This window comes from Nocardiopsis lambiniae (assembly GCF_031845465.1).
Lineage (GTDB): Bacteria > Actinomycetota > Actinomycetes > Streptosporangiales > Streptosporangiaceae > Nocardiopsis > Nocardiopsis lambiniae.
The window spans coordinates 65,324-85,814 of record NZ_JAVREP010000005.1 but is presented as its reverse complement, the minus strand read 5'-3'; the positions used below and the strand labels follow the sequence as shown (position 1 = coordinate 85,814).

Sequence of the window (20,491 nt, the reverse complement as noted above, 5' to 3'; positions counted from 1 at the left end):
CTTATGGAAGGGTTTGAGGATACAGACTATGTCTACTTCCCGTGTAGAAAAACTGGTCGACCCCTCCCCCGAAGGGGCGAAAGATCAGGGGCTTCCCTGGGTGCCATTGTTGGCCTTGGCCACGGCGGCCTTCGTCGGCATCCTGACCGAGGCGCTTCCGGCGGGAATGCTGCCCGAGATGAGCAGGAGCCTCTCGGTCAGCGAGTCCGCGATGGGCCAGGCCCTGACGGTCTACGCGATCGCCTCCGCGGTCACGGCGATCCCGTTGTTCGCGTTGACGGCGACATGGCGGCGCAAGCCGCTCCTCCTGGGAGCGATAGCCGCGATCGCCGTGTCCAATCTGGTCACGGCGGTCTCACCGGACTACCTGCTGACCATGGTGTTCCGATTCATCGGCGGAGTGGCCGCCGGTCTCATCTGGGCGTTGCTGGTCGAGTACGCCCGCCGCCTGGCGCCTCCCCACCTCCAGGGCAGGGCGATCGCCATCACCATGGGAGGCGTCCCCCTCGCACTGTCGCTGGGCATCCCGGTGGGCACCTTCCTCAGCGGGTTCTTCGGCTGGAGGATGACGTTCCTCCTGGTCGCCTTCCTCGGTGTGATCCTGGTGGGATGGGTCCTCGCGTCGGTTCCGGACCACGTGGGCAAGCGGGGAGAGCAGAGGGAGTCGGTTCTGAGCGCCTTCCTCCGTCCCGGCGTTGTGGCCGTCCTGTTCGTGGTCGCGGCCTACGTACTGGCCCACAACATTCTCTACACGTACATCGCCACGTTCCTCATCGAATACGAGATGGGATCGTCCATCGGCCTCGTACTGCTGATCTTCGGCATCGCGTCCATGGTGAGCATCCTCATCGTCGGCGCCCAGGTGGACCGCCGGCTGCGGGCCCTGACCATCACCAGCACGATCCTGTTCGCACTGGGGACCACGTTGCTGGCGGTGTTCGCCGACAGCAGCGTCCTGGTCTTCGTCGCGGCGGCCCTGTGGGGACTCGGCTGGGGCGGCATCACCACCCTCATGCAGACCGCCGTGACCGATGCGGGAGGCGACTCCGCCCAGGCCCTGCTGGTCACCACATGGAACGGGTTCATGGCCGGGGGTGGGGCCGTCGGCGGCATCCTCCTCGAACTCTTCGGCCCGAGGTCCTTCCCATGGAGCGTTCTCCTGCTCCTGGTGCCGGTCCTGATCGTCGTGCTCCTCGCCCGCAAGCACGCCTTCCCCGCCAAGCGGCCCGGCATGGCCTGACCCCCGCCGAGGCACCGGATGCGGGAATCCGGACCTCGGTGGTCGTCGAAAGGCTCCGGCTCCAGTGAGATCACTGGGACCGGGGCCTTTTCCCGAGCCCGGCGCACCGTCCACCCTCCGGAACGCATCCGGTATCACGATTCTCCGAAACCCATTCGCAGAAGTGGGATTAAGAACCATCTGGAACTCCACCCCACAAACCCTTCCGGCACGATGAATCGCAGGTTCACGACAGGCCGGAGAAACCCTTCTCCCATGGTCACCTCAATGCCCACGAGCCGATCCCATTCGTTGGCGAGTGACGCAGGTCACATAACGCCGTCCGGTAAGCCCCTGGAAGGGTTTGGCCGGATTTGGCCATTCCACAATACGGACAAACCTCTTGAGTGATACGAAGGTGTACATGATATGATATGCGTGCATGTGCATGATTAGGAAAAAATAATACTACTTGTCCATATTAGACCCTTATGCACCACTGTCGAGCCATTCGCGAAAGCGTGGGTCGAGCATACGACGTTGCTGCGGTGACCATCAGATCAGACACGTGAAAAGCCCGATCTGGGGATGGAAATCATGGGATTGTGGTTATATGAGGCATCTTCTGATGCGCCGACGCCGATCAATTTTACGAAGCCATCGGATTCCTACCGCGTGCTCGTGGTCGAGAGCAAGAAGCACGACGCGCGCATGCTCTCCGAGGGCCTGCTGAGACACGGACACACGGTCCGTAGTGCGGAAACGGGACGCGCGGCACTGGGTACCTACAAAGACGTCGACCTGGTGCTCCTCGATCTGGATCTACCCGACCTCGACGGTTTGGAGATCTGCCGGCTGATACGTGCGTCCAGTTGTGTTCCCATCATCATGGTCAGCACACGGGTCACCGAACTGGACCGGGTTCTGGGACTCCGCGCGGGAGCCGATGACTATATGTCGAAGCCGTGCTCGATCCACGAGCTGATCGCGCGAATAGACGCGGTGATGCGTCGAGTGATCGGACGACGGAAGACGAAGGCCGAGGTCATTTTTCACGGGCCGCTGAAGATAGAGACCGCCACCCGCAAAGTCCATCTCTCCGGGAAACCGGTCAAGCTCACCAGAAAGGAATTCGACCTGCTCCACATCCTCGCCTCCCAGCCGGAAAAGGTCGTACCCAGAAAGCACATCATGGACCGGGTCTGGGGAGGGGGCTGGTCACGGCGGACCATCGACACGCATGTGAGCAGCCTGCGCAGAAAGCTAGGCGAAAAGGATTGGATAGTCACCGTTCGCGGCATCGGATTCCAGATCGGCTTGGCACCGGACCAGGAAAGCAGTAATCTCTCCTACGGGTAGAAAACCGTTCGGGTTCCCCTCGATATGTGAAGACCCGACCTCGTTCCTTCCGATGCCCCGCCCGTCCGCCGATCCGCGACCACAGCCACTCGGGCTCCCCTTCGCGTGCACATGCCCGTGCGGAAGAAGTCCCGTCACCCGGTGTCCTCGGCCCGAGCGCCGAGAGAAGGCCACCCGCATGGCCCACCGGGTACCGGGCACCCGTTCCCCGTTCCGCTTCGAGAGCACATCCCACGCCGTGAGGAGGTCCGGCCCCGACCGGGACACCGTCCCGTCCCGGGCGGCCGTGTCCCGGGGTTCGGCGAGGACCCGTACGACGACAGGACGCGGGCGGAGCACGCACGTTCCGGACCGTCCGCCCCCGCAGAGGGGAACCGGAGACGCGGGGCCCTACCCGGTCGGGCTTCGCGCGCTCCATGCTGTGCGCCGGACCCGATCGGAAGGCGGTCATGTCGCACACCCCCATCCCCCCATCCCCCCATCGACGCCTCCCGGCCCCATTCCGCGCGTGTCCACGACTACCGGCTCGGCGGCAAGGACCACTATCCGGCCGACCGGGCGATGGGCGATCAGATCCTGTCGGTGCTGCCGATGATCGGTGAGATGGCGATCCAGAACCGGGCCTTCCTCCGGAGGACGGTGCGCTTCCTCGCCCGGGCGCGGGGCATCCGCCGGTTCCTCGACATCGGCACCGGGCCGCCCACCGCCGAGAACACCCACCAGGTGGCCCAGGCCGTCGCCCCCGACGCGCGCATCGTCCAGGTCGACAACGACCCCCTGGTCCTGACGCACGCGCGGGCCCTCGTGACGAGCACCCGGAGGGGCGGACCGCCCACGTCGACGCCGACCTGCGCGACCCGGTCACCCTCCTGCGCGAGGCCGCCGGGATCCTGGGCGACGACGAGCCGATCGGGCTCGTCCTGCTCGGGATCCTCTTCCCCATTCCCGACGACGAGGTGTACGACGTCGTCCGCGCCCTGGTGGAGGCGCTGCCCTCCGGCAGGCACGTGATCCTCACCCACGCCACGAACGAGGCCACCGGCGAGGCGATGGAGGAGGCGGTGCGGCGGTGGAACGCCTCCTCCCCCGCCCCCATCACCCTGTGGGCCCCGGCGGAGATCGAACGCTTCCCGGAGGGGTTGGAGCCGGTCGACCCCGGGCCGGTGTCGATCCCCCTGTGGCGGCCCGAGCCCTCGGAGGTCGGCGAGCCCCGGTTCATGGACGAGTCCGGTGTGGTCGCCCGCACGTCGTGACCTTCAGCGGCCCGCGGCGTTGAGGTGGCGCAGGACCGCGGCGACACGCCGGTCGGAGCGGTCGTCCGGGGCCAGACCGAGCTTGCCGAAGATGTTGCGGATGTGCTTGTGCACCGCGCCCTCGGTGACCGTGAGCCGTTCCGCGATCGCCGTGTTGCCCAGGCCCTCCGCCATGAGGGCGAGCACGTCGCGCTCACGGCGGCTGAGCCGGTTCAGGGCGTCGTCGGCGTGTTTGCGGGCGAACAGTTGGGCGACCACCTCCGGGTCGATGGCGACCTCCCCGGCCGCGACCCGGTGCAGGGTGTCGAGGAACCGGTCGACCCGGCCGACCCGTTCCTTGAGCAGGTAGCCGATGCCCGAGGTTCCGCTCTCCATCAGCTCCGTCGCGAACGACCGCTCGACGTAGGCCGACAACACCAGGACCGGTAGCCCGGGGCGGGCGTTCCGGATGCGGACCGCCGCCCGGATGCCCTCGTCGGTGTGGGTGGGGGGCATACGGACGTCGATGACGGCGATGTCGGGCTCGTGCCGGATCACCGCCTCCACCAGGGCGTCGGGTTCCCCGACGGCCGCCACGATCTCCAGCCCCTCACCCCGGAGCAGGGCGGCCATCCCCTCTCGGAGCAGGGCGTCGTCCTCGGCGATCACGATCCGCACGGCAGCTCCGCGCGAACGTCGGTCGGCCCGCCCTCGGGGCTGTGGACGGTGAGCGAGCCGTCGTGCGCCTCCACCCGGCGGCGGATACCGGTCAGCCCGCTTCCCGCGTGTTCGGCGGCACCGCCCCGGCCGTCATCGTGGACGTGGACGTACAAGGTGTCTCCTTCTCTGACGACGCGCACCCGTGCGCGTCGGGCACCGCTGTGCCGGGTGACGTTGGTGACCGCCTCGGCGACGGTGAAGTAGACCGTCGCCTCGATGGACGAGGCGAGGGGGGCCACGTCCCCGACCTCCACCGTGCAGGGGACCGAGCAGCCGGCCGCCAGGGCCCCGAGGGCGCCTTCGAGGTCGTGGCTCTCCAGGATCGGCGGCAGGATGCCGCGCACGAGACCGCGCAGTTCGGCCAGGGCGTCCTCGGCGGCGGCCTGGGCACGTTCCAGGGCCGCGTCGACCCGCGCGGGGTCGGTGCGCAGGACCCGGCGTGCGGCGCCCACCTGGATGATGACGGCGACCAGTCGGCTCTGCGCGCCGTCGTGCAGGGAACGCTCGATACGGCGGAGTTCGGTGGTGTGCGACCGGAGCGCGGCGGCCCTGGTCGCGGTCAGCTCGGTGATGCGCTCGTACAGGACGGCGCGGGAGTGCGGTCCCAACAGGCGGTGCCCCGGCCATGCCTGGAGTCGGGCCAGCGCCGGCTCGGCTCCGAAGGCGATCGCGGCCCAGGCCACTCCCAGCAGACCCACCGCCGCGGCCGTGTACCAGTCGTGGACGGGTACCCCGATGGACGCGCCCGCGGTGTCGGGGGGCAACAGGCGCCACCACAGGGGGAAGGTGGCGTCCCGGACGGCGATCACCGGGAGCAGTACTCCCAGGACCCCGGTGAGGAACCCCAGGGTGGAGTGGCAGACCAGCCAGCACAGGTCTCGGCGGACCTGAACGTCTCCGACGAGGGCGCGCAGCGCCCCGGACACGGTGGCGCGGTCGGTGGCCGGGGGAGGCGACGGCGCGGACCACCCCCACCGGCTGAGGCGGTGGCGTTCCCGGTCGGCGACCGCGCGCAGCAGGCGCAGGGCGGCGGGGAGCAGGAGCAGACCGACGCCGGCGAGCGAGGCGAGGAGTACGGCGCCGATCACCGCCAGGGAGAACAGGGCCATCACGGCGGTGATCAGCCCGCCGGCGAGGCGTTCCAGGCTGAGGAACATGTTGTTGAGCCCGGTGCGCACCAGTTCCCGGAACAGACCGGTGTCGTCGTCCGTGGGGCGCATGCTCACTTCCTGGCGGGGGCCGGTTCGGCGCAACCCTACCGGCTCGGAACGCCCGGCGGAGGGGGCGACGGGGAAGAGTACAGCCTGCCGTACCCGAGGTGTTCAGTGCGTGGGATCGCCTCGGGGGAGGTCGGACTCCTAGGCTCGTCATCGTTGGCGGCAGGGACCCGTACGGCCGTGCCGTGTCCCACCCACCCCGGCCTCCGGGCCCTTGGAGTTGAAGCAGATGAGCGACCCCTACCGCTTCTCGCGGAGTTCCGGAGACCCCCGCCCATCGCGACAGAACGGTGCCCCCGCCCCAGGGGGACGACTCGCGGTGCGCGCCTCGCTGTGGCTGCTGATCGTCCTCGGCGCCACGGCCAACGCGGTCACCTCCTTCGGCGGATTCCATCCGCTGATCAGCGTGGCCTTCGGGTCGTCGACCGTGCTGTGCACAGTCCTGCTGGTCATGCACCATCTGCGCCACCGCAGGCGGCGCGCCCCCTCGGGCGGGTGACCGGTCAGGGGACGCGGTGCCCTGCCGCCCGGGTCAGTTCGTACCACTCGGGGCGGGTCAGGGGGAGGTCCGATCCCCGGGCCGCCCCGATGACCCGCTCGGGGGTGGTGGTGCCGAGCACGACCTGCATGCGGGCGGGGTGCCGGGTGATCCACGCGGTGGCGATCGCGATCGAGGGCACACCGTACTTCTCGGCGAGTCGGTCGATGACGGCGTTGAGTTCGACGTACTCGGGAGAACCGAGGAAGACGCCGTCGAAGAACCCGGCCTGGAACGGGGACCACGCCTGGACGGTGATGTCGTGCAGTCGGGCGTGGTCGAGGACCCCTCCGCCGTCGATGGTCGTCGCCTGCGGCTCGCCGACCATGTTCGAGGCGAGTCCCTGGGCGATGATCGGGGCGTGGGTGAGGGACAGCTGAAGCTGGTTCACCACGAGCGGCCGGTCCACGTACCGGCGCAGCAGGTCGATCTGACGAGGGGTGTGGTTGGACACCCCGAACGCGCGCACCTTCCCGGCGGTCGCCAGTTCGTCGAAGGCCCGCGCGACCTCCTCGGGCTCGACGAGCGCGTCGGGCCGGTGCAGCAGCAGGATGTCGACGCGGTCGGTGTCCAGGGCGCGCAACGATCCCTCGACGGACGAGACGATGTGCTCGTGGGAGTGGTCGAAGTAGGGGCCCTCACGGACGATGCCCACCTTGGTCTGGATGGTGACGGCGTCGCGCTCGGCGGGCGTGAGGCGCATCGCCTCGGCGAACCGGCGTTCGCACTCGTGCGTGGTCCGGCCGTAGATGTCGGCGTGGTCGACGAAGTCGATCCCGACGTCGCGCGCGGTGCGCACGAGGGCGCGGATCTCGTCGTCGCCCTTGTCGGCGATGCGCATGAGGCCGAGCACGACGTTCGGGGCCGGGATGTCCGTCCCGGGCAGGGTGAACGTCTTCACTGGTCGGGTTCCTGATTCGTTCGTGAGCGGGTCCTGGGACGACGTCGGGCGTCGGCCCTGGAGTCGGACCGGTCGGGACCGGGCACCGGGAACGTCCCCCGGCTCCCCGTTCACGCTAGCGGGTGCGGCGTGCCCCTTCCACGACCGAGCGTCGGCCGGGGCCGCCACCGCGTCCGGGCGGGTGACAGCGACCCTGGAACGGTGACCCCCCTGCCGTCGGCGGAGGCCGCTTTGGTAGAACACCGTGGTGAACGACCGAACCCTCACACTCCTTCTCGTCGTCGCCGCTGCGGCGTTCCTCTACGCGGGCGCCCGTCGCACCGTCTCGGCGCTCTCCCGACGCCGAAGGGAACGGCGGTTGGCCGCGGGCGGGATACGGGCGCACGGTTCGGTCTCCGCCGTCCACCCGATGGACCGCTCCTCGGGCCGGCACGAGGTGACCGTCCGCGTGTACGACGAGCGTGGAGGTGTCCGGGAGGCGGTCGACGATTCGGGCACCGGCGGTTTCCTGCTTCGCGAGGGCACCCCGGTGACGCTCGTGTACTCCCCCGAGGACCCCGGACACGCGCGGGTGGAGCGTGCGGCCTTCCCCGACCCCTCCATGGGCGATCACCCCCTTCACCCGGGCGACGGGTCCGGTACGCCTTCACCGGTCGCGGCGCTGTTCCCCCTGGGCGCGAGTCTGGCCATCGTGGGGATCATGGCGGCGGTGGCCTTGAACGGGGCCGAGTGGGCGCTGATCCTCGTCCCGGCGCTCTTCGCCCTGGTGGGCTCGGGGCTCCTGGTGCGCTCGGCGTACGCTCTGGTCACCGGGCAAGGCGTCCGGCGTGGGTACGGTGCCTCCACGATCGGCGTGGTCACGGACAGTTGGACCGAGACCAGGGTCCGCCGTAAGGACGGCCGTACGAGGAAGGTGCGCCTCCACCCGTTCACCGTCCGTTTCCGGGCCGACGACGGACGCGAGGTCCACGTGCGCCACGCCGTTGCCGGCAGCACCTTCATCGCGACCCCCGGACAACGCCTGCGCGTCGACTACGACCCGCTCCACCCGCCCCGCTATTCGCTGCCCGACGGCCCGGGGATGGATCGCCTGCCGCATCTGGTCCCGCTCATCATCGGCGTGGTGTTCACGGTCGTCGGATCGGTACTGACGTGGGTGTTCTGGAACGCCGGCCCGTTCTGAGCAGCGGATCCCCCGTCTCCGTCCTCGAAGGCCGCCGCCGGGGGCCGGGCCCTTCGGGTCGCGTCATCGGCGTTTCCCGGGCGGATCGACGCCTTCGTCGCCGCCCCGGGGTCCGTGGGAGACGTTCCTCCCCTGGATCCGAGGAGGGGCGCGCGGGGGGTGACCGCCCCCGAGGCGGGGGAAGGGCGTCGGGCATACTGGTCCCCATGTCGGAACGGACCCCACGCCTGGAGATCGAGTACTGCACGCGCTGCCGATGGCTGCCGCGCGCGACGTGGATGGCGCAGGAGCTGCTCACCACGTTCGAGGCCGAACTCGGGGAGGTCGCGCTGGTCCCGGGCACCGGCGGGGTGTTCGAGGTGCGGATCGACGGGGAGACGGTGTGGTCGCGCGCCAGTGACGCCGCCTTCACCGACGCCGCCGACATCAAGCGGCTGGTCCGTGACCGGATCGCGCCCGACCGCCCGCTCGGGCACTCCGAGCGTCGCGACTGACACGGGCGCCGCGTCCTCTCGGAATCGACGTCCGGCGACTACCGTGGCCCCATGAGCGACTCGGAGAACGCGATCGACACGTCCGTCCCGCCCAGCGGACCCGGATGCCGGGAGTGTCTGGCCGGCGGCGGCTGGTGGGTCCACCTGCGCCGTTGTGCGGCCTGCGGGCACGTCGGCTGCTGTGACAGTTCGCCCGCCCGGCACGCCGGCCACCACTTCGAGGAGACCGGCCACCCGATCATCCAGAGCTTCGAACCGGGCGAGATGTGGTTCTACGACTTCCGCAGCGGCAGGACCGAGAGCGGTCCGGAGCTGACCCCGCCCACCTCACGCCCCGAGGACCAGCCGGTGCCGGCGCCCGCCGACCGGGTGCCCGCCGACTGGAGGGCGCGCATCCACCGGTGATCCTCATCGGGGGTCGCCGTGGCCCCGGGCCCGCAGTCGAGAGGCCACCAGGCGCGCCGCTCCCGCGATGACCGCCACGTTGAAGATCATCTGGGCGATGAGCAGCCCGCGCGCCCACTGCCCTTGAGCGTGGATGTCGCCGTAGCCGACGGTGGCCAGAGTGGTGAGCGCGAAGTAGAGGGCGTCGGTCCGGGTCTCCAGGCCCACGAACTCCCCGGGGCGGGCGAGGGCGACCCCGTGGTCGGCGAGGGCGAACAGCGCGATCCCGCAGACGGCGATGAGGATCGGGGGCCGCAGGGGCAGGGTGGCCGGGTCCTCGCGCCCTTGGCGGCGGGCCGCCCGGAGCATCGACAGGCAAATGAGGCAGACTCCGAGGGCGAAGACGATCCAGCGCGCCCACACCTGCCAGGACGTCGCGGTGTAGTCGAAGGGGACGACGTAGTACAGGGCGAGGATCAGGACGACCTCGCCCGCCAGGACCGCGCGGTCCCACCGGCGAAGGATCGGGACCCTCCCGCTCACAAAGGACATGACCCACAGTCATAGCACGGACACCGCGCGTCCCCGTGGCGTTCAGCGCAGGGCCGCGCGGCGCTCCAGGACCGTCAGCACCCGCTCGTACCAGCGCAGGTTCTCCTCCTCCAGGGCGATGCCGCGCAGCAGGGTGAGGTAGGGGCCGACCCGCTCGGCCTCGGCCAGGTGCTCCTCCTCGCTCCGCCCCTCCCGCAGCAGGTCGCGCAGGCGCAGGTAATGGGCGAGGCGGGCGCGCGACCAGTCCCCGCGTTCGGTGACGGCGGTGCGCACGCCGTCGAGATCGCCCGCGTCGACCGCCTGCACCTGGACCATGAGTTCGTCCCGGATGGCGATGGGCCGGGGCGCGCGGGCGGTGAAGGCGCGCAAGTGCTCGTGACCGTGGTCGGTGAGGGTGAAGACGCGCTTGTCGGGCCTGCGCTCCTGCCGGACGACGGTCGCCTCGATGAGCCCGTCGCCCTCCATCCGTTCCAGTTCCCGATAGATCTGCTGGGGGGTGGCCATCCAGAAGTTGGCCACGGAGGAGTCGAAGATCTTCGTCAGGTCGTATCCGGAGGCCGGCCCCTCCAAAAGGGCGGCCATGACGGCGTTGCGCAGTGCCATCCGGTCACTGTAACGCCCACCTCAGGGACTCGCTTCGTTGATTGATCAAAAAATCGAATAGTGAACCCGTGTACAGCGCGCCGAGGAGCTGCTAGCCTCCAGGCCTATTCAACTAATTGACCAAGGAGCGCGCCGTGGGAAGCTTCCGTGAGGCCGTCGAAGCCCGGGACGCCGACGCGATCGCCGGACTGCTGGCCGACGATGTCGTCTTCACCAGCCCGGTCGCCTTCAAGCCGCACCACGGCAAGGCCGTCACCGCCGCCATCCTGCGCGCGGTCCTGCGGGTCTTCGAGGACTTCCGCTACGTCGGCGAGTACACCTCCGCCGACGACCGCGAACACGTGCTGCGCTTCCGGGCCACGGTGAGCGGCAGGGAGATCGAGGGCTGCGACCTGCTCCGGTTCGACGACGCCGGCCGGATCGAGGCGCTCACCGTGATCGTCCGCCCGCTCTCGGGACTCCAGGCCCTGGCCGACGCCATGAACGCGCGGTTCGACCGCGTCCGCCAGGAGGCCGCCGCCGAATAACGGGTGGGTCGACCGGGAGGGCTGCGCATACCCTCGAAGGCGTGACGAACGCATGTGGGAGGACCGACCTCACCGCCACCGCCGAGCGCATCCGCAAGACCCTGGGCGAAGGCCCCGTCCTGGCCCTGACCGGCGCGGGCATCTCCACGGATTCGGGCATCCCCGATTACCGGGGCCCCGACTCACCGCCCCGCACCCCCATGACCTACCAGCAGTTCGTCGGCGACGCCGCCTTCCGCCGCCACTACTGGGCGCGCAACCACGTCGGGTGGCGACACGTGCACCGGACCCTGCCCAACCAGGGCCATCGCGCGCTGGCCCGCATGGAGGCGGCGGGGGTCGTCTCCGCCGTCATCACCCAGAACGTGGACACCCTGCACGGGGCGGCGGGCAGCCGCGCCGTGATCGACCTGCACGGGCGCTACGACCGGGTGGTGTGCCTGGACTGCTCGCGAGTGATCCCCCGCGAGCGGTTGGCCGAACGGTTGAGCGAGCTCAACCCCGGTTTCTCCGACCGGGTGGGCGACATCGAGATCGCCCCGGACGCCGACGCCGCCCTGGCGACCACCGAGGGTTTCCGGGTCGCCGACTGCTCCGCCTGCGGGGGCGTGCTCAAGCCCGACATCGTCTACTTCGGCGAGAACGTGCCACCCGAACGGGTCCGCCGGGGGTACCGGCTGGTCGAGGAGTCCGCGGCGCTCCTGGTCGTGGGGTCGTCGTTGACGGTCCTGTCGGGGCGGCGGTTCGTCAAGGCCGCCGCCGACCGCCACCTGCCGATCGTCATCCTCAACCGGGGCGAGACCCGCTGCGACGCCCTGGCCGACCTCACCGTGGACGCGGGCTGTTCGGAGGTGCTCACCGCCCTGGCCGACGCCTACACCCGCTGAGGTCGGCCGGGGGTCCCGGTCTCAGTCCAGGCCGGCGAGGAAGTCGAGCAGGGCGGTGTTGACCTCCGCGGGCCGCTCCTGCTGGGTCCAGTGGCCACAGCCGGGCAGGGTGACGTCCCCGCGCAGGTCGGGCACGATCGCGGTGAGCATCGACCGCAGTTCCGGCACTCCGCGCATGGCCAGCACCAGGTCCATGGTGCCCACCATGTACAGGGCGGGCACGTCGATGGTGCGGCCCTGGAACGGGGACATGAGCCCCTGGTTCGCCTCGATGTTGCGGTACCAGTCGAGCGGACCCGTGTAGGCGTGCTCCCCGTGCAGGGCGTGTTCGCGGGCGAAGACCGCGATGTCCTCCTCGGTGATCCAGTCGGGCAACGACTCCGGTTCGGGCAGGCTGTCCACGGACGTGCTCCCCTCGGGGATCGTCCAGATCCGCGGCCCGTCGGGCCTGGGGTCGTCACCCGAGGCCCCCACCAGGACCCGGCGCAGGAAACGCGCGGGGTCGGCGGCCATCTCCGCGTCGGCGCGCCCGCGTTCCTGGAAGTAGACCTGGTAGAAGCCCTCGCCGTAGATGTGCCGGGTGACCGAGGGCGACGGCATCATCGCCGGCACCAACGGCGGCACGCTCAGGCCCACCACGCCGCGCACCAGATCGGGGCGCATGAGCGCGGTGGCCCAGGCCACGGGCGCGCCCCAGTCGTGGCCCACCAGGACGGCGCGCTCCTCCCCCAGCGCGGAGATCAGCGCGACCACGTCGCCGACCAGGCGGGGGAGCGAGTAGTCGGTGACCTCCTCGGGGCGTTCGCTGCGGCCGTAGCCGCGCTGGTCGGGGGCGACGACGCGGTATCCGGCCTCGGCCAGCGGGGCGAACTGGTGCCGCCAGGAGTACCAGCCCTCCGGGAAACCGTGCAGGAGCAGCACCAACGGCCCGCTCCCCTGCTCGGCGACGTGCAATCGGATCCCGTTGACCTCGACGTCCTCGTGCTCCACGTTCATCGTCCGCTCCTCAAGCCTGCCGGGGGGTCACGACCACGACGCTACAACGCCCCCCTTCCCGGGCGATGTCCACCCGGGTGGCTACGAAGGGAACCCTTTCGGCCGAAGACGCGAAAGGAAGAAGAAGCGCGTTCACGGTAATCCGCGCCTCCTCTCCAGGGACTACTTCCCCGAGAGTCCGACGACGGTGAAGGAGACCGATGAGGACCGACAGGGCCGAGGCCCCGCCCACCGACCGGTTGGCGGACCTCTATGACCGCTACCACGCCAGGATCCTGGCGTTCTGTCTCCTGCGTTCGGACGAGTCCGTGGCCGAGGAGGTGGCCAGCGAGACGTTCGTGATCGCCTGGCGCAGGCTGTCGACCGTCCCCGACCCGCCGCTGCCGTGGCTTCTGGGGGTCGCCCGCAACCTGCTGCGCAAACAGTACGGCGCACGGATGCGCCGGGAGACCCTGCTGCGCCGACTGGCCGAGCTCACGAACGACCGGGACCAGCGCGACTGGGACGTCGCGGAACGGTTCGTGCTGCGCGAGAGCGCCGTCCGGGCCCTGAGCGAACTCCCCGAACGGCACGTGGAGGCGCTCACCCTCGTCGCCTGGCACGGCCTCTCCCCCACCGAGGCGGGAAAGGTCGTGGGCTGCTCCGCGACGACGTTCTCGGTCCGTCTGCACCGGGCCCGGCGTGCGCTGGCCCGGCAGCTCGACGTCCTGGAGGGTTCCCGCGGCCGTAAGGCGTCGGACGGGCGTCCCCCCGAACCCCGGTCCGGCCACCCGACCGTCCGCAACGTCCACCAGGAGGCACGATGACACAGGACGACATCCTCGACGCCGTGTCGGCGCTGGAGCCCGGGGCCGTGCGGGAACGCGCGGAGCACCTCAGCCACCTGCACCGCGAGCGGGTCCTCGAACGGGCCCGGGCCGCGGGCGGACGGCGGGCGTTACTGCGGGCGACGGCCGACCGCCGGTGGCGCCTCCCCGTGACGGTGGGGGCACTGGTCACCGCCGCCGCGGTCGGGGCGGGGATCTTCATGTACTCGCCGCAGACGACCGTCGTCCCCGGTGGCCCCGCCGACGTCCAGGGCGGTACCGCGCAGGCGCCCGCCTACGCCGACGCGCGGGAGGTGCTCATCGCGGCGGCCGAGGCGGCCACGGCCGAGGAGACGGCCGTGGGCGACGTCTGGTACGTCCGCACGCACAACCGGCGCCCGGCCGCCCCGGCGAGGGGCGGAGCCGACTACGCCGTCCACCAGACCTTCACCGAAGAGCAGTGGTACGAACTCGGCGGCGACTTCCGGTCGCTGAACAACCTCAACCTGAACGCGGAGAACATCTTCCCGACCGAGGAGGACCGTGCGGCCTGGGAGGAGGCGGGGTCACCCGATTTGATGCACAGCACGCCCACGAGCACCGGGTACCACGGCGAGTTCATCAACGTCATCGGCTCCCAGAGCTCGGAACTCCTCGAACTGCCCGGTGACCCCGAGGAGTTGGAGACCCTGTTGCGCGAACGGTGGTCGGCGTCCCTGACACTCGCCGACCCCCCGGTACCGGAGACCGAGGCGGAGTTCGACTCCTACGTGATCGGCGTCTTCCCGGACCTCGTCACCGGCGCGCTGCGGAGCGAGACCCGGGGCGCGTTCTTCGCCCTGGCCGCCGAGGCGGGGGGGATCGAGCTGGTCGGCCCGGCCCAGGACCGGCTCGGCCGACCGGGGCAGCGGCTCAAGGTGACCGACCCGAGCATTCCCGACGCGGACCTGTCCATCCACTGGATCGTGGACCCCGAGTCGGGGACCCTGCTGAGCACCCAGATGGACGAGCAGGTCTGGGTGACCTACGAGCAGGTGGGTTTCGTGGAGGAGATCGGCGAACCGGCCGTCCCCGTCGAGTACGAGGACCGGTACGGGAACTGACCCGCGGGAACCGACCCGCACGACGGACCGACACCCGGCCCGCGCCCTCTTCCCCAGGGCGCGGGCCGGGGTCACGTGCGCCGGGGGTCGAAGGTCACCGGCAGGTGGAGGGGCCCGCCCGCCCACGGCGAGGGCCTGCGGTCCGACCCGTGCGGGGGCGGGGTCGACCACATGTCGGGCAGACGGTCCAGCAGCACCTCCACCGCCGTCCCGGCGATGGTCGCCGCCATCCGGGGCGCGGGGTGGGGGCAGCCCTGCTCACCGTGGCCGAAGAACAGCCGGGGGCGTTCGCCGGCCGGTCGGTCCATACCGGCCGCCGCCAGCCCGACCACGAGCAGGTCGCCCCGTCGGATCCGACGTCCGCCCAGTTCGCAGTCCTGCACCGCCCACCGGCCGAGGATGTTGCGGGCCGGTGTGTCCCGCCACAGCACCTCGTCGAGCGCCCGCGAGACCGTGATCCGCCCCGCCCCCAGGTCCGCCGCGAACGCGGCGTCCACCAGGATCAGCCGCAGGGTGTCGGCGATCCAGTCGGCGGTGGACGTCTGCCACGCCGTCGAGATCAGCAGCAGGTCCAGGGCCACCTCCTCCGTGGAGGCGGCCCTTCGGTGGGACGCGAGCCGGGACGGCACGTCCGCGCGCGGCAGGCGGCGGCGATCGCGCAGGAGTTCGACGAGGTGCCCGTGGAGCCGTCGACGCGCCGGCCCCGCCCCGGTCGCGGCGACGAGGTCGGCGATCGGCGCGGAGTCCTCGGCGATGCCGTACAGGCGGGCCAGCACCCGGGCCGGCACCTGCCGGGCGTAGTCGACGACCAGGTCGGCCCTTCCCCGGCCGGCGAAGCGGTCCACGAGGTGGCCGGCGACCCGATGGGAGAGGTCGCGCAGGTCGATCAGGTCGACGGCGGCCAGGGCGTCGCCGATCGCGTCGACCCGGGCCCGGTGTTCGGCCCCTTCCGCGAAGGCGAGCGCCGGCGTCCACGTCACGTGGGGACGGAGCGGGTGATCGGCGCCGATCCGGTCCCGGTGGTTCCACCGCCGGCAGTCCCGGGAGAACCATTCCGGGCGGCCCATCACCTGCCGCAGCTCGCGCGGACCGGAGACGAACCAGGCGGGGACGTCGCCCTCCAACAGCACCGGGGCGACCGGACCGAGCGCGCGCAGGCGGGCGAAGAGCGCGACGGGATCCCGTTCGGCCTCGGGCCCGTGGAGGCGGGGCGCTTCGGCGTGGTCGGGCGAGGGGGGCGGAGGACCGCTGCTCGCCGGAGCGACGTCCGGGGCGGGCCCGTCCGCCGCCGGGGGCCGCCGGACGGAGACGTCGTTCTCGGAGATGCTCACAGCGCCCTCCCGGCGACACGGCCGACCCCTTCCTCCGCCACGATGACCGACGGCACCGGACGGACCGCGGTGACCAGGTGGCGCGGGATCAGGACGGCGGCACCGAGCCCGCCGTACGGTGAGGTCCGGAAGGTCACGTCGAACCGGTGTCGGGAGGCGAGGAGACCGACGACGGCCAGGCCCGTGCGATCGCCCTCCAGTCCCTCCAGACCTCGGGGTGAGGTGACGAGGTCTCGGGCGGCGTCCCGTTCCCGACGGTTCATGCCGGGCCCGGCGTCCTCCACCATGACGCTGATCCCGTTCTCCCCCTCCTCCACCCGGACGTGCACGTCGGTGTCGGGTCCGGAGAAGACGGTGGCGTTGTCCAACAGTTCGGTGAGGACACGGATCAGGGCCTCGGCGGCATGGCCGAGTACGGCGACGCCCCCGGTGTGGGGTGCGCGGACCCGCCGGTGGGCGCCGATGCGACGGCCGGCGGAGCGCAGCGCGTCGACCAGGGCGATGGGGCGGGGGTGGCGGCGGCCGGGGCCGCCGCCGGCCAGGGTGACCAGGGTGTCGGCGATCCGACCGGTACGGGCGACGACACGGCCCGCCTCCACGAGGTCCTCCCGGATCTCCGGGCGGTCGCCGTGGGTCTCCCGCAGGACGCGCAGGCGGGCGTCGGTCGTCTCCAGTCCGGCCCGGAGGCGGGCGCCGCAGGCGGCGGTGGCGGCCAAGGCCGTGTCGGTGCGGCGGGCGGCGGCCAGGAGTTCGTCGCGGACGTGGTCGGCCAGGGAGGCGAGCGCGTCGTCGAGGGAGGGATGGCCGGTGGGGACGTGCGGGTGTTCGCGGTCGGTGTGCTCGACGGCGGTGCACCGGTCCTCACGGACGCGGGTGACGAGCAGGGACAGCCAGACCCGGTCCAGGTCGATGATCCGCCGTTCGCAGCGGGCGATCAGGGCGCGGGCGTGGGCCGCGCGGCGGGCCGCGAGATCGAGTTCCGCGCCGGTCGTGCGCAGGAGTCGGTCCAGGACGGCGTTCCGGATCGGGGGGTGCGCGGCGAGGGTCTCCTGGACGGTGCGTCCGGCGCGGACGCCCTCGACCAGGGTGGGCAGGAGGTGGTCGGTCACGCGGGCGGCCTCGCGTTCGAGGCTCTCGGCGATCTCGTCGGCCCGGACCCGTCCGTCCCGCACGGCGCGCAGGGTCGCGGCCCGATGCGCGGCGACGGTGAGCGCGACGCACAGGGCGGCTCCGAAGACCCCGGTGACCGTGGCGACGAGGGCGCGGTCGTGATGGCCGACCACGGCGACCGACCACGACCAGGCGGGGGTGACGAGGGCGGCGGTGACGAGGAGGGCGATCAGAGCCTGATGTGCGGGGTGGGGGAGGGTCCGGCTCCGGTCGCGGGAGTCGATCGGCATGGGTGCAGGTCCTCGCGGGCGGGTCGAACGGCACGGAGTCGCGCCGCGCGTTCGGCCGGACTCGGCGTTCGCCGGGGAACGCGCGGACGGACGATTTTCACCGTAGACCACATTCGACCGCCGCGCGGGCCTTCCGAGGAAAGGGATCCCCGCCTTTTCGGCGGGGATCCTCGCAGCTCACCCCTCATACAAGGAGATCAAATCGACATTTCTCTGCATATCGCATTCTTTCGTCCGCCCTTCTCTCCCACCCATTCTCAGGGGAGCACCAGGAGGAGTCCGGCGACGACCGCGATCGCCAGCGCCGTGTTGCCGATGGCCGAGGCCCGGCGCGTGGGCGCCGCGGGGTCCGCGCCCCGGGTCGGCAGGTCCACCGCCCGCAGGACGACGCCCGCGACGACCGCCGCGGTCAGGACGGTGAGCAGGTACCACAGTGCGACCGGAACGAGCGTCCATGCGACGGCGACCAGGCACAGGGGCATGACGAAGGCCAGCGAGGCCACCCGGGACACCGCGTCCCAGCGGTCGACGAGACGTCCCGGGCGGACGGCCAGACCGGTGGTCACGACGGCCAGCGCCCACCACAGGCACAGGACGGAACCGATGACGATGAGGATCACGGGAGAGATCACGCCCAGTCCCTTCCGGTGAGGAGGCGCACGGCCTCGCCCTCGACGTCCGTGGTGGTGTTGGAGAGCACCACCACCGCGCGGTCGGCCTCACGGTCCAGGGCCAGCATGGAGACGAAGCCGCCGGTGCCGCCGTTGTGCCAGGTCACCTCGGTGCCCTCGACGTCGGTGACGACCCAGGCGTAGCCGATGCGGTCCTCGCCGTCGTCCCACCGAGGTTCCAGCGCGGCCATGCCCGGGGCGGTGCCGTCGAGCAGGGCGCGGGCGAAGCGCTCCATGTCGGCCGGGGTGGAACGGACACCGCCGGCGGGAGCGTAGGCCATGGCCAGCCACGGCGCGGCGGTACGGCCCCGGTCGGTGTGGCCGAGGGTGGCGTCGGCGGGCAGTTCCGTACCGTCGGCGGGCAGGTACGTGTCGTCCATGCCGATCGGGTCGAGGACGCGTTCGCGCAGCAGGGTCGCGTAGTCGGTACCGGCCGCCTCGGCCAGCGCCTGCCCCAGCAGCGCGAACCCGAGGTTGGAGTAGTGGGACTCGCCCCGGTCGGTGAGTCGGGCGGCGCGCGCCTGGTCGAGCAGGGTGGGAACGTCGACGCGGTAGGGGTCACGGCCGAGGTTGGCGGCGGTCACGGTCAGGATCACGTCCTGGGGACGGGACGCGAGTCGGGGCAGCCCGGAGCGGTGGGAGACCAGTTCGACGAGGACCACGTCCTCCGCGGGGGCGTCGCCGAGGTCGAGCAGTTCGCCGAGCGAGGTCTCCTCGGTGACCTCACCGCGTTCGATCGCGTCGGCCAGGAGCAGGGCGGTCATGACCTTGCTGATCGAACCGATCTCGTAGTCGGTGTCCCCGTCGCCGCCGAAGTGGGCGGCGGAGGTGGTCCCGCCGTCGACCTCGACGACTCCGAGCAGGTCGCGGTGGCCGTCGGAGTACAGGTCGCGGGCGCGGTCGAGCAGGTCCGGGTCGCCGGTCTCGGCGGTGGACAGCGTCGGGACGCGCGGGGCGACCGCCACTCCGACGGCGACGACCAGGAGGGCGGCCAGGCAGGCCGCCACGATGGTCCGGGTTCGCACGGGTCCTCTTCCCTCGTCTCAGGTGAGCCCGCCCGCGGCGGTCAGGATGACCAGCAGCGGGACGAGGCGTTCGGGGGGCACGGTGTAACGGCCGCGCCGGACGGTGGTGAGCCAACCGGCGGCGACCAGGAGGTTGACGTGGTGGTAGATCTGGCCGGTCGTGCCGAAGTCGGCGCGCTCGGCCAGGGCGGCGACGGTGTCGGTGCCGTTCCACACCGCGCGCAGGAGATGGAGGCGGACCGGGTGCCCCAGGGCGTCCAGGGCACCGGCGCGGCGGGACCAGTCCTCCTCGGCCAGGCGTGCGGTGGGCAGTGCCTGCTGCCATTCGACGGTGTCGTCCCCGGAGCCGATGACGCCGGCGAAGACCACTGCGCCGTCGCCGTCCACCCGCTCCTTGAGGGCGTTGAGGGCGAAGAACGGATCGCCCCCGGCGACGGACGCGGGATCCCGCCCGTCGGCGGTCGTCGCCGACGCGCGTCCCTCCAGCTCGGCGACCCTGGCCTCCAGCGCGGCCAGGCGTTGTTCTGTCGTGTGCTCTGCCACCCCTGCACCGTACACGAAGATCCGTAATTACGTAAGTTCATAGAAAAACCATCCTGGGTGTCTTTGCCCAACGGGTGCGGACCGTTGGCGTGTGACTGACCGAGACCGGCAGATCATGAAGGGACGGAGCGCGATCCCGCGTTCTCCGTCACGTCCGATGGACCGGAACACGGACGAGCGGGTTCCGGTCGGTGAGGAGACGACATGCGCGCGGATTCGGCCAACGGCTGGCAGTACTTCGTCGCGACCCTGCTGATCGTCATCGGCATGATCAACGTGATCCAGGGCATGGTCGCCCTGTTCACACCGAATTTCTACGTGGTCGGCTCTTCGGAGATGCTCCTGCTGGAATACGGCTCGTGGGGCGTCCTGCTCGGCCTGTGGGGCGCGGTCCTGGTCGTCGCGGGCCTGGCCGTGCTGTCCGGCAGCACCTGGGCGCGGGTCTTCGCCATCGTGCTGGCCTGCCTCAACGCCCTGGCCCAGATGGCGTTCGTCATGGCCATGCCGCTGTGGTCGATGGTGGCCATCGCCATCGACCTGCTGGTGATCTTCGGCCTGACCGCCGGCTGGCCCGACAGGAGCCGGGCCGAGGGCGGCGGGACGTCCCGCCGGACCGCCACCGACGAGTCGGTCTACGAGAGCGGCCACCGGGCGGCGCACGAGGCGCCGCGCCCGGCCGGGTCCCCCGAACGGACCACCCAGCACGGACAGACCACCGGCTGACCGGGGAGGACGCACAGCGGGGGGCGCCGCAGGGCGCCCCCTCGCGTGCTGCTCGGGCCGCGGCGGCGCGCGCCGCC

22 protein-coding genes and 1 pseudogene are annotated in these 20,491 nt (G+C 71.2%); 12 read left to right on the top strand and 11 right to left on the bottom strand.

Annotated elements, in window-relative coordinates:
- Positions 1 to 28 precede the first annotated feature (28 nt).
- From RM479_RS09560 to RM479_RS27595, 3 genes and pseudogenes are all read left to right on the top strand, one after another.
- Positions 29 to 1,240: an MFS transporter gene (locus tag RM479_RS09560; protein WP_311511374.1), complete on the top strand. Its 1,212-nt coding sequence runs from the start codon at positions 29 to 31 to the stop codon at positions 1,238 to 1,240.
- Positions 1,241 to 1,807: 567 nt separating this feature from the next.
- Positions 1,808 to 2,578, top strand: coding sequence for a response regulator transcription factor (locus tag RM479_RS09555; protein ID WP_311511373.1), 771 nt, complete (start codon positions 1,808 to 1,810; stop codon positions 2,576 to 2,578).
- A 111-nt stretch (positions 2,579 to 2,689) separates the two neighbouring features.
- Positions 2,690 to 3,831, top strand: a pseudogene (locus RM479_RS27595) (SAM-dependent methyltransferase).
- Positions 3,832 to 3,834: 3 nt separating this feature from the next.
- On the opposite strand, the gene RM479_RS09540 reads toward RM479_RS27595, so the two are convergent.
- Positions 3,835 to 4,488 (bottom strand): response regulator transcription factor, encoded by a 654-nt coding sequence (locus tag RM479_RS09540; protein WP_311511372.1) that lies wholly within the window; start codon positions 4,486 to 4,488, stop codon positions 3,835 to 3,837.
- Positions 4,476 to 5,750, bottom strand: a complete 1,275-nt coding sequence (locus tag RM479_RS09535) for a sensor histidine kinase (protein WP_311511371.1) — start codon at positions 5,748 to 5,750, stop codon at positions 4,476 to 4,478. The genes RM479_RS09540 and RM479_RS09535 overlap by 13 nt, the downstream gene beginning before the upstream one ends.
- A gap of 316 nt (positions 5,751 to 6,066) precedes the next feature.
- Here RM479_RS09535 and RM479_RS09530 point away from each other — a divergent pair, with 316 nt between their 5' ends.
- Positions 6,067 to 6,246, top strand: a complete 180-nt coding sequence (locus tag RM479_RS09530; RefSeq protein ID WP_311511370.1) for a hypothetical protein — start codon at positions 6,067 to 6,069, stop codon at positions 6,244 to 6,246.
- Between the two features lie 4 nt (positions 6,247 to 6,250).
- On the opposite strand, the gene RM479_RS09525 is transcribed toward RM479_RS09530, so the two are convergent.
- Positions 6,251 to 7,186 carry an aldo/keto reductase gene (locus tag RM479_RS09525; protein WP_311511369.1) on the bottom strand — a complete coding sequence of 312 codons (936 nt, stop codon included), beginning with the start codon at positions 7,184 to 7,186 and terminating at the stop codon, positions 6,251 to 6,253.
- Between the two features lie 247 nt (positions 7,187 to 7,433).
- Between RM479_RS09525 and RM479_RS09520 the strand changes: the two genes are divergently transcribed.
- From RM479_RS09520 to RM479_RS09510, 3 genes are all read left to right on the top strand, one after another.
- Complete coding sequence (locus tag RM479_RS09520) at positions 7,434 to 8,369, top strand: DUF3592 domain-containing protein (protein WP_311511368.1); 936 nt, start codon at positions 7,434 to 7,436, stop codon at positions 8,367 to 8,369.
- 206 nt (positions 8,370 to 8,575) lie between these two features.
- Entirely contained in the window at positions 8,576 to 8,863 is a 288-nt protein-coding gene (locus tag RM479_RS09515) for a SelT/SelW/SelH family protein (RefSeq protein WP_274810210.1), read from the top strand.
- A 51-nt stretch (positions 8,864 to 8,914) separates the two neighbouring features.
- Positions 8,915 to 9,268 carry a UBP-type zinc finger domain-containing protein gene (locus RM479_RS09510; RefSeq protein ID WP_311511367.1) on the top strand — a complete coding sequence of 118 codons (354 nt, stop codon included), beginning with the start codon at positions 8,915 to 8,917 and terminating at the stop codon, positions 9,266 to 9,268.
- Positions 9,269 to 9,271: 3 nt separating this feature from the next.
- On the opposite strand, the gene RM479_RS09505 is transcribed toward RM479_RS09510, so the two are convergent.
- Together RM479_RS09505 and RM479_RS09500 are read right to left on the bottom strand one after the other, a co-directional pair.
- Complete coding sequence (locus RM479_RS09505; protein WP_311511366.1) at positions 9,272 to 9,799, bottom strand: potassium channel family protein; 528 nt, start codon at positions 9,797 to 9,799, stop codon at positions 9,272 to 9,274.
- A gap of 42 nt (positions 9,800 to 9,841) precedes the next feature.
- The gene (locus tag RM479_RS09500; protein ID WP_274810213.1) at positions 9,842 to 10,402 is read right to left on the bottom strand and encodes a PadR family transcriptional regulator; all 561 of its coding nucleotides are present in this window, start codon (positions 10,400 to 10,402) and stop codon (positions 9,842 to 9,844) included.
- 134 nt (positions 10,403 to 10,536) lie between these two features.
- Between RM479_RS09500 and RM479_RS09495 the strand changes: the two genes are divergently transcribed.
- Together RM479_RS09495 and RM479_RS09490 are read left to right on the top strand one after the other, a co-directional pair.
- Positions 10,537 to 10,929: a nuclear transport factor 2 family protein gene (locus RM479_RS09495; protein ID WP_311511365.1), complete on the top strand. Its 393-nt coding sequence runs from the start codon at positions 10,537 to 10,539 to the stop codon at positions 10,927 to 10,929.
- Between the two features lie 41 nt (positions 10,930 to 10,970).
- Positions 10,971 to 11,816 carry an NAD-dependent protein deacetylase gene (locus RM479_RS09490; protein ID WP_311511364.1) on the top strand — a complete coding sequence of 282 codons (846 nt, stop codon included), beginning with the start codon at positions 10,971 to 10,973 and terminating at the stop codon, positions 11,814 to 11,816.
- A gap of 21 nt (positions 11,817 to 11,837) precedes the next feature.
- On the opposite strand, the gene RM479_RS09485 is transcribed toward RM479_RS09490, so the two are convergent.
- Positions 11,838 to 12,812, bottom strand: coding sequence for an alpha/beta fold hydrolase (locus RM479_RS09485; RefSeq protein WP_311511363.1), 975 nt, complete (start codon positions 12,810 to 12,812; stop codon positions 11,838 to 11,840).
- Positions 12,813 to 13,012: 200 nt separating this feature from the next.
- On the opposite strand from RM479_RS09485, the gene RM479_RS09480 reads away from it, so the two are divergent.
- Both RM479_RS09480 and RM479_RS09475 read left to right on the top strand, forming a co-directional pair.
- Positions 13,013 to 13,618, top strand: a complete 606-nt coding sequence (locus tag RM479_RS09480) for an RNA polymerase sigma factor (RefSeq protein WP_311511362.1) — start codon at positions 13,013 to 13,015, stop codon at positions 13,616 to 13,618.
- Positions 13,615 to 14,721, top strand: coding sequence for a hypothetical protein (locus RM479_RS09475; protein WP_311511361.1), 1,107 nt, complete (start codon positions 13,615 to 13,617; stop codon positions 14,719 to 14,721). The genes RM479_RS09480 and RM479_RS09475 overlap by 4 nt, the downstream gene beginning before the upstream one ends.
- Positions 14,722 to 14,792: 71 nt before the next feature.
- Here the strand turns inward: RM479_RS09475 and RM479_RS09470 are convergent, their stop codons facing one another.
- The 5 genes from RM479_RS09470 to RM479_RS09450 all read right to left on the bottom strand — a co-directional run bounded on the left by RM479_RS09470 (position 14,793) and on the right by RM479_RS09450 (position 19,691).
- Positions 14,793 to 16,052: a cytochrome P450 family protein gene (locus tag RM479_RS09470; RefSeq protein ID WP_311511360.1), complete on the bottom strand. Its 1,260-nt coding sequence runs from the start codon at positions 16,050 to 16,052 to the stop codon at positions 14,793 to 14,795.
- Positions 16,049 to 17,452, bottom strand: a complete 1,404-nt coding sequence (locus RM479_RS09465; protein ID WP_311511359.1) for an ATP-binding protein — start codon at positions 17,450 to 17,452, stop codon at positions 16,049 to 16,051. Before RM479_RS09465 ends, RM479_RS09470 begins: the two co-directional genes overlap by 4 nt.
- Positions 17,453 to 17,709: 257 nt before the next feature.
- The gene (locus RM479_RS09460; RefSeq protein WP_311511358.1) at positions 17,710 to 18,084 is read right to left on the bottom strand and encodes a hypothetical protein; all 375 of its coding nucleotides are present in this window, start codon (positions 18,082 to 18,084) and stop codon (positions 17,710 to 17,712) included.
- On the bottom strand, positions 18,081 to 19,148 hold the full coding sequence (locus tag RM479_RS09455) for a serine hydrolase domain-containing protein (RefSeq protein WP_311511357.1): 1,068 nt from the start codon (positions 19,146 to 19,148) through the stop codon (positions 18,081 to 18,083). Before RM479_RS09455 ends, RM479_RS09460 begins: the two co-directional genes overlap by 4 nt.
- 18 nt (positions 19,149 to 19,166) lie before the next feature.
- Positions 19,167 to 19,691, bottom strand: a complete 525-nt coding sequence (locus RM479_RS09450) for a helix-turn-helix domain-containing protein (RefSeq protein ID WP_311511356.1) — start codon at positions 19,689 to 19,691, stop codon at positions 19,167 to 19,169.
- Positions 19,692 to 19,895: 204 nt separating this feature from the next.
- On the opposite strand from RM479_RS09450, the gene RM479_RS09445 reads away from it, so the two are divergent.
- Positions 19,896 to 20,414, top strand: a complete 519-nt coding sequence (locus RM479_RS09445; RefSeq protein WP_311511355.1) for a DUF7144 family membrane protein — start codon at positions 19,896 to 19,898, stop codon at positions 20,412 to 20,414.
- Positions 20,415 to 20,491 lie beyond the last annotated feature (77 nt).

What these genes read in the sequence shown, in the direction of transcription:
- RM479_RS09560 (WP_311511374.1), top strand. Translation starts at nt 29, where the DNA reads ATGTCTACTTCCCGTGTAGAAAAACTGGTCGACCCCTCCCCCGAAGGG.
- RM479_RS09555 (WP_311511373.1), top strand. Translation starts at nt 1,808, where the DNA reads ATGGAAATCATGGGATTGTGGTTATATGAGGCATCTTCTGATGCGCCG.
- RM479_RS09535 (WP_311511371.1), bottom strand. Translation starts at nt 5,750, where the DNA reads ATGCGCCCCACGGACGACGACACCGGTCTGTTCCGGGAACTGGTGCGC.
- RM479_RS09515 (WP_274810210.1), top strand. Translation starts at nt 8,576, where the DNA reads ATGTCGGAACGGACCCCACGCCTGGAGATCGAGTACTGCACGCGCTGC.
- RM479_RS09510 (WP_311511367.1), top strand. Translation starts at nt 8,915, where the DNA reads ATGAGCGACTCGGAGAACGCGATCGACACGTCCGTCCCGCCCAGCGGA.
- RM479_RS09505 (WP_311511366.1), bottom strand. Translation starts at nt 9,799, where the DNA reads ATGTCCTTTGTGAGCGGGAGGGTCCCGATCCTTCGCCGGTGGGACCGC.
- RM479_RS09500 (WP_274810213.1), bottom strand. Translation starts at nt 10,402, where the DNA reads ATGGCACTGCGCAACGCCGTCATGGCCGCCCTTTTGGAGGGGCCGGCC.
- RM479_RS09485 (WP_311511363.1), bottom strand. Translation starts at nt 12,812, where the DNA reads ATGAACGTGGAGCACGAGGACGTCGAGGTCAACGGGATCCGATTGCAC.
- RM479_RS09480 (WP_311511362.1), top strand. Translation starts at nt 13,013, where the DNA reads ATGAGGACCGACAGGGCCGAGGCCCCGCCCACCGACCGGTTGGCGGAC.
- RM479_RS09475 (WP_311511361.1), top strand. Translation starts at nt 13,615, where the DNA reads ATGACACAGGACGACATCCTCGACGCCGTGTCGGCGCTGGAGCCCGGG.
- RM479_RS09465 (WP_311511359.1), bottom strand. Translation starts at nt 17,452, where the DNA reads ATGCCGATCGACTCCCGCGACCGGAGCCGGACCCTCCCCCACCCCGCA.
- RM479_RS09445 (WP_311511355.1), top strand. Translation starts at nt 19,896, where the DNA reads ATGCGCGCGGATTCGGCCAACGGCTGGCAGTACTTCGTCGCGACCCTG.